The organism is Thermosynechococcus sp. OHK43, assembly GCF_014466085.1.
Lineage (GTDB): Bacteria > Cyanobacteriota > Cyanobacteriia > Thermosynechococcales > Thermosynechococcaceae > Thermosynechococcus.
This window is the reverse complement of record NZ_JACOMP010000099.1, coordinates 1-7,220: the sequence shown is the minus strand read 5'-3', so window position 1 is coordinate 7,220 and position 7,220 is coordinate 1. Positions and strand designations below refer to the sequence as shown.

Sequence of the window (7,220 nt, the reverse complement as noted above, 5' to 3'; positions counted from 1 at the left end):
ATAATAATCTATCTAGTTCCTATCTAGCAGGGTAATAATTTTACTGTGGATATCACTTTTGCGTTTATAGACTAGTAAATAAAATTTAATATTTTTTTCATTTTTCAATTCCTATGAAAAAGGCTGTGCATTATGGCTATTTCGAAAGAGAGTGAGATATTGCAAAGAGAGATAGATTACCCTTGAAGCGTCCTCAATATCCTTAAAGAACAGGAGCTATAGACTGAATTTAGGAGATCAGGTTGTCTCCTATGTCAAGTAAGGTGGCAAAGATGAGGTGAGTTGCAATTATTGTGCCGCCCAATTTCTCATTCTTTATTGGAATAGCTATAACTTTCGCAGTGTCGGGAGTGTGCCATACTGATCAAAAGAGCTGTGCTACGATCCAAATCTTCAAGCAGTGAAAAAGCGAGTGACATTGACATTTCCCCGGCGGACGATTCAAATGCCCGTCACCTATCGCTTAGCCAAGGACTTTAATATCGCCGCCAATATCATCCGTGCCCAAGTGGCACCTAACCAAGTGGGCAAACTGGTTCTAGAATTGGCTGGAGACATTGACCAAATGGAGGCCGCCCTCGAATGGTTGCGGCAGCAGAATATTGAGGTGTCCCTTGCCAGTCGTGAAATTGTGATTGATGAGCAGGCCTGTGTCCACTGTGGGCTCTGTACAGGGGTATGCCCCACTCAGGCGCTGACGCTCCATCCAGAAACGTTTCAACTCCAATTTACCCGCTCCCGTTGCATTGTCTGTGAGCAATGTGTTGCCGCCTGTCCGATGGAGGCGATTCACACAAACTTTTGATTGAGATTAGGGCTCTAGGGTAACCTCTTCATCAATCGCAGATAGGTGGCCTTGCCAGCCAATGCTCTTGAGTTCAACCGCATCTTCTGGAGGGGAGTAGGCCTGCCAAACCCACAACCCCGAGGCACTGGGACGAAAGCTTTCCCATTGCTGTTGGCGGCTATGAACCAGTACATATTCCTCAAGGCTCTCAAGGCTTTGATAGTCAATGAACTTATCGCCGCGATCAAAGGCCTCTGTTGAGGGAGAGAGCAGCTCAATCACCAAGCAAGGGAAGGATTTATAGAGCAGTGTTTGCCGATCCCGTGGATCACAGGTCACAAGTAGATCTGAATCTGGATATCTGGATAGTAAAAGCAGTTGCGCTCTTCTAGGCGCACTTTCATATCTGAAATGTAAAGACGAGAACCCCGTTGCCGCACAGGGGGGTGTAGAAGGGTGGCCAAATTCAAGGCCGGGGTGAGGTGGGCATCAGTAGCTCTTGCCATTGCATACACTTGGCCGTTGCTGTAGTCGTGCTTAGCCCCATTTTGGGTTTCCCATTATCAATAATCTTCAGGACTCAGTGGCGGCGAAGGTTGCGTGCTCATTGGCACTTTGGAATAGTCAGCGGTTATCTCGCTACTATTGAACTTATTGATCCTAGGGTACGAGGAAAATCATGGCCCAAGAACATGGATATTGGGTACTAGCGACGCTGGCGGGCATGGTGTTCCTGATTACCCCAGCCAGGGGAGGGCCTGCGGTTGTACTGCCAGAAAGTTTTTATCGGGCGATCGCCAACCAAGACTGGGCGACAGCGGTGCAAATTCTCGATCAGGTCATTCGTGCCCATCCCCAACAGGCCCAAGCCCTTGGTAGCTATCGTCAAGAATTGCTGCGATTGCAACAACTGCCCCCAACCCCTGCTCCGTCAATGGCAACGGTGATCACTCAGCCCAGGGGTATTATACCGATTCTGCGGCGGCAAGAGGGGATTCCCGTTATTCAAGTTACGTTTAACCAACGACTGCAGTTTGAGATGCTGGTGGACTCAGGAGCCAGCATGACAGTGATTACGCGATCGATGGCACGGGCTTTGGGCATTACCCCAGCTCAAGTGGTGGATAATCGCGTGTTTTATACTGCCAATGGTCAAGTGGTGCTGCCAGTTGTCTATGTCCAATCCATAAGTGTCGGTGGCGTCCATCGTAAGCAATTGCCCGTTGCCGTGGCTGGGCCTGAAATGAGGATTGGGCTTTTGGGGCAGGATTTTCTCCAGCACTTTGATGTCAGTTTGCGGCAAGATCATATTCAGTTGCAGCGTCGTCCATAGGAAATGCCCATTCTTGCCCAAGCGGTCTTAGCGAGCCACAATGCTGGCAAAGTCAAGGAGTTTCAAGGCTGGTTACAGCCGTGGATTGGGGAGTTGCTAGCCCTGCCAGTCACCATTGAGATTGCTGAAACTGCGGATTCCTTTGTGGGCAACGCCTGTTTGAAGGCCGCTACTGCCGCCAAGCAAATGGGACAGTGGGCGATCGCCGACGATTCGGGGCTAGCAGTTCATGCTCTTCAGGGGGCACCGGGAATCTATTCGGCTCGCTATGGTGCGACGGATGCTGAGCGCATTGAGCGGCTATTGCGGGAAATGGCCGACGTGAGCGATCGCGCCGCTGAATTTATTTGTGTCATTGCCCTCGCCCGTCCCGATGGCACGATTGCCGTTACAACCGAGGGACGGTGTGCAGGCGAGATTTTAACCGCTCCCCGGGGTCAGGGGGGGTTTGGCTACGATCCTGTCTTTTGGGTACCCAGTCAGCAGCGTACCTTTGCCGAGATGAGTCCCGTCGAAAAGCAACAAGTTAGTCATCGCGGTCAGGCTCTGCAGCGGCTGCGGGAGTATTTCCAGACCTTCAATCCGTAGATTTACGGTTGTTGCCAGGAAGTTTTTTGTCCTAGACTGACATCGGTAATGTTCCTAAGCTAACCTGTGGCCACTATGCAGGAATGGGTCTAGTGTCCCAGAGTTGCATTAAGCAATGCCCTTCATAGAAAGAGACTCATAGGGAATATAATAAAAACAAAGGGATAGGGTCCCTTGGCCCAGTGGCTAGCAGGCTTCTTGCCGTGATTCAAAGCAAAAACTATGGGCGATCGCGAATTAATAGACCAATTTATTAAAGACTTGATTCAGAAAAATTCGCGAATGCTCTCGAATCGGCACCTGCGTGTAGAAACAACATTTGATGAAGTTCAGCTCATTTCCTACAAAGATGGCATTGTTGCACGGGTGAAAACAGATGCCCCCACCCTTGCCATTGAGGTACGGGATGCATCCCCCTATCGACCTCTGATTCAAGAGGTAATGGTAGATTATGAAATCTTCCAAGTTGGCATAGCTCAAACCCCCGGATTTTTACGTTACGAACATCGCACTGTTCCCGAAGGCTATGTCATCCAATACACCGAAGCGGGAGTGCTGTGGAAAGACCGCTGGGCACGGGGTAAGCGACGCGGTGCTCTTACAGGAGGCAACTCCCTCGCCATGGATGCGATGATTCTTTATCGGGGCACCTGGTATCCTATTCAAAGCGCCAATGCTGCCAATGGCTTTGTTGCCATTCGTACCTTGGGGGGAGAAGCCACCTACAGCGCCTCGGACTTTCTTGTGTGGCTGAAAAAAGAGGAAAAAGATACTGCACAGAGTCACAGTCAGATCAGTGCCTACAAACGGGGAGAACGTATGGGAGAAATCGACAGTGAGCCCACCCAAATCCTCGAGGCCACGGAAATTATGGCTGCCAAGGCCAGTGGTACCCCATCCAGCCCAATCGGCTCCCCTGCTAGTGAACCAGAGGAAACAGAGGAGGCCGTTATTTTGCCTGCAGCGCCACAGGTACCTGCTGCGGCAGCAACGGCTTCAGCGTCCTCTGAGCCTGCACAACCAGTTGAAGCTAGCCAAGGATATGCAGGGGCAAACTACGAGCAATCCGTCGGCTATCCCCATTCCAACTACGACTATTCCCAAGGATATGCAGGGGCAAACTATGAGCACTCCGTCGGCTATCCCCACCCCAACTACGACTATTCCCAAGGATACGCAGGAGCAAACTATGAGCACTCCGTCGGCTATCCCCATCCCAGTTATGGCCCGCCCTACTCACCCCAAGCCTACCAGCACATTGATCCCAACACTCAGATGGCGCTGACGTATCTCCAATCCAGCTTGGCCTATCTGCTGCAAGTTGAGCCCAAAAATGCCAATATTCATGCCGCAATTCGGTCAACCAGTATGGCAATTCAAAATCTCCTCACCCTTCTTAATGGTTAGCTTAATGGTTAGCGGCTCTCGGCAAGGGGATGCAAGCGAAAAATACTCTGAAGGAGTGCCCAAGCGGTTTTAATTTCAGGAACACGCACCTCATTCCATTGACCTGGTTGACAGTAGAGATAGTTAATCAGGTGCCGTTGTTGTGCAATAGACAAGGAGAGAAATTGGAGACCAATTTCTAGGACTAGGCTCTTGCTGCCTAGGTTCGCAGTTCTTGACCAACGCACTTGGACCGGTAAGCGTAGGCTGATTAGGGGGCTAGGCGCAAGAAAGTGCAATTCACCCACTGACTGAGGGAACGATTCTGGAGGAAAACGGTTGAGGCGTATCCGTACCCCTTCTTCGGAAATATCAACCGTTTGCCCACGGTAGCGATCGCCCCCAACAATCAATTCACAGGGCTCAGAGCGCAGGAAACGCGGATGGCGCCGCTGGGGCACATCGATAGCCACTAGGGTACAGATAAGAATTAACGCCAGATTATAACTGCACCAGAACATGTTAATTGCCAAACTATCTGGATTGACCTGTGTTTCTTGCAAGGGAGAACTGCGCCAGATGAGACCAAGGATGACTAAAACCGCAATCACCAGCAAAGGTCGCACCAAAGGCCAATTAATATGGATACGGTGGGGATCAACGATACCTTTGGGCGTTACCTTAAAAGGCTTGCCCTTGGGACTGATGAAGGTACGAATCACCGTGATCGCCATGGGAAAGGCAATCATTGTTTCATAGACATCAGACCAAAAGGCAGAGCGGCGACCCTCCGTGAGCCATGAAAAGGCCATGATATTCCCCAAGTAGTAGGGACAATAAAAGTAGAGAATCTCGTTCACTGTGGCCCGCAAAGGGGCGAGTCCAAAGAGTAAAAAGGCCAAGGGTGCCAAAAGAGAAATGACCCGGGGAATGGACAGCAGCCAATACAATACACCAAGGCTATGGTAAAAACGCTGAATCAAATTGAGGTTAGGAATGGTAAAAAAGTTCTGCTTGAGAAAAAGCATTTGCAGTGTACCTTGACCCCACCGCAATCGCTGGTTAATGTAGGCACTAATAGTTTCCGGCGACATTCCCGCTGAGAGCGCCTCATTCAGATACTTGATCTGATAACCACGCCCCTGCAAGTACAGAGAAGTCAGGTAGTCTTCGGTGATGCTATCGGTGGGAATGCCCCCAATCTCATCGAGGGCACTGCGGCGAATCACAAAACAGGTGCCACAGCATACCACGGCGTTGAAGAAGTCACGGCTGGGTTGAATAAAGCGAAAGAATAGCGTCTGCTCGTTGTTGACAATTCCCTCTAGGCCAAGATTTACAGTGACCGGATCCTCATTGAAAAAATGCTGCGGCGTCTGCACCATGGCGGTCTTGGAATCTTGGAAAAAGCCCACAGTGCGGGTGAGGAAGTTCCGCGTCGGCATGAAGTCGGCATCAAAGACAGCAATGAGTTCCCCCGTGAGCGTGGGCAGAGCATGGTTAATGTTCCCTGCTTTGGCATGGCGGTTGTCGGGGCGATCGCGATATTCACAGCCCAGTTCTGCAGCAAGGGCGCGCACCGCTGGGCGACGGGTATCATCCAGCAGGTAAATGCGCTTGTGGGGGTAGTCCATGGCTTGGCAGGCAATCACGGAGCGGCGCAAAATCTCTACGCCTTCGTTGTAGGTGGGTAAAATGACATCCACCCAGGGCAGATACTCACTGCGAATCACTGCTTGACTCAGGCGATCGGCTTCGGGGGTGCGGTTTTTGGAAAAGATAGACAGCACAAAGAAGCAAATCGTGTTGATCAGGGTCAGCAACTCAGCCGCAAATAGAAGAATTGAGACTGTGCCATTGAGGGGATCATCCAAGTTCAGGCTATTGAAAAAGCGCCAGAGAATATAGCGCACCGCCAACAGGGCTAGCCCCAAACTGACAATCAGCCGTGACCAAAAAGTGGGTTGGGGGGAGAGTTCCTTGAGTAAAAATGTGATGGCAAGCCAAACAAAGGCGGGCAACAGCAGGGCTTCAAGCGTAGTTCCTTGGGGTCGCATGATGGCCTGTCCCCCATGCCAAAAACTGACAAGATTCGGTAGTAAATCCCGCCAGTCCAGTTGCCAAAGCAATACTCCTAAGAGGGCTAGAATGCCTAGGAGCAAAAGCCAGCCATCGGTTTGCAACAACTTGAGGGGCATGGTTTAGCTTCTAAAGACCACTTCAACACTTTGACCGACACCGCAGAAACGTTCGGCGCTGAAGTCCTCCGGTAGGTTGTGGAGTTGAACGTCAACCGCCAGTTCGTTGCGCACCAGATCGGGAGGGGGCACGGCCACGTTTTCCCCCACTTCGACCTTACCAGGGCCACCACGAATCGCCCGCACAATGCCGCTAAGTCGGCGATCGCTCCCATCCAGCAAGCGCACAGTAGCCTCTTGACCCACCCGCAGACGAGGATTTTCTCGCTCGGCCACCAATGCCGTTGCCCAGACATCAGTGCAATCTAGAACTTTAACGATCGGATCACCCGCTGCTAGGGGAATACCCAACTCCCCTGTTTTGTGGATCACTGACCAGACAACTGCGGTCGTCGGTACTTTCACAGTCGCCAGGCGTTGCAGGGAGAGTTGCTGTTTAATATTGGCAATTTCACGGCGTAGCTCGGCAATGGTTGTGGCTACTGCCAACAGTTCAGCATCAATATCAACAACTTCAATTTGCAAATCAATGAGGCGGATTTGGGGAAAGCTAAAGGTACGCGCAGCATCCAGTTGCAGTCCTTGGCGAGCCGCTTGGAGAGCTGTTTGTTGGCGGCGCAGCTCGGCCTGTTTACTCTCAACAAATTTCGCCGCTTGCTTGGCACGGGAAACGGCTTCATCGGCGAGTTGGCGAGCCACAGCCCCTGCTTCCACTAAACTGGTATAGCGATCGGCTTCAATGCGGGCAATGGCCAGAGCTTCTTGGGCTTGGCGGAGTTCCCCTAGGGTGCGCTGCACCGCTTCTTGGGCAAAGCGGGTTTCAAGGATGTGTTGACTTTGCTGATAGCGCTCCAGTTGGGCAATCAAGGCCATGCGGCTGTTCCGTTTCTCTTGCAAACTGCGCTGCTGGGCAAGGGCAACACCGAGT

At 51.4% G+C, this 7,220-nt stretch carries 8 protein-coding genes; 4 read left to right on the top strand and 4 right to left on the bottom strand.

Annotation, left to right across the window (positions count from 1 at the left end; all coding sequences use genetic code 11):
- Nucleotides 1-400: 400 nt before the first annotated feature.
- Nucleotides 401-805, top strand: a complete 405-nt coding sequence (locus H8Q75_RS04195; RefSeq protein ID WP_011057637.1) for an NIL domain-containing protein — start codon at nt 401-403, stop codon at nt 803-805.
- Nucleotides 806-811: 6 nt separating this feature from the next.
- On the opposite strand, the gene H8Q75_RS04190 is transcribed toward H8Q75_RS04195, so the two are convergent.
- The gene (locus H8Q75_RS04190) at nt 812-1,126 is read right to left on the bottom strand and encodes a Uma2 family endonuclease (protein ID WP_255325328.1); all 315 of its coding nucleotides are present in this window, start codon (nt 1,124-1,126) and stop codon (nt 812-814) included.
- Entirely contained in the window at nt 1,123-1,293 is a 171-nt protein-coding gene (locus H8Q75_RS04185) for a Uma2 family endonuclease (protein WP_255325327.1), read from the bottom strand. The genes H8Q75_RS04190 and H8Q75_RS04185 overlap by 4 nt, the downstream gene beginning before the upstream one ends.
- Nucleotides 1,294-1,466: 173 nt before the next feature.
- Here H8Q75_RS04185 and H8Q75_RS04180 point away from each other — a divergent pair, with 173 nt between their 5' ends.
- From H8Q75_RS04180 to H8Q75_RS04170, 3 genes are all read left to right on the top strand, one after another.
- Nucleotides 1,467-2,120, top strand: coding sequence for a retropepsin-like aspartic protease (locus tag H8Q75_RS04180; protein WP_024124838.1), 654 nt, complete (start codon nt 1,467-1,469; stop codon nt 2,118-2,120).
- A gap of 3 nt (nt 2,121-2,123) precedes the next feature.
- Nucleotides 2,124-2,708 (top strand): RdgB/HAM1 family non-canonical purine NTP pyrophosphatase, encoded by a 585-nt coding sequence (gene rdgB, locus H8Q75_RS04175; protein WP_024124837.1) that lies wholly within the window; start codon nt 2,124-2,126, stop codon nt 2,706-2,708.
- Nucleotides 2,709-2,930: 222 nt separating this feature from the next.
- Nucleotides 2,931-4,115 carry a hypothetical protein gene (locus tag H8Q75_RS04170; protein ID WP_297040738.1) on the top strand — a complete coding sequence of 395 codons (1,185 nt, stop codon included), beginning with the start codon at nt 2,931-2,933 and terminating at the stop codon, nt 4,113-4,115.
- Between the two features lie 8 nt (nt 4,116-4,123).
- Here H8Q75_RS04170 and H8Q75_RS04165 read toward each other — a convergent pair whose 3' ends face one another.
- Nucleotides 4,124-6,292 carry a glycosyltransferase gene (locus tag H8Q75_RS04165; RefSeq protein WP_297040736.1) on the bottom strand — a complete coding sequence of 723 codons (2,169 nt, stop codon included), beginning with the start codon at nt 6,290-6,292 and terminating at the stop codon, nt 4,124-4,126.
- A 3-nt stretch (nt 6,293-6,295) separates the two neighbouring features.
- Nucleotides 6,296-7,220: HlyD family secretion protein (locus H8Q75_RS04160; protein WP_297040734.1), on the bottom strand; the 925-nt coding region annotated here is incomplete at its 5' end.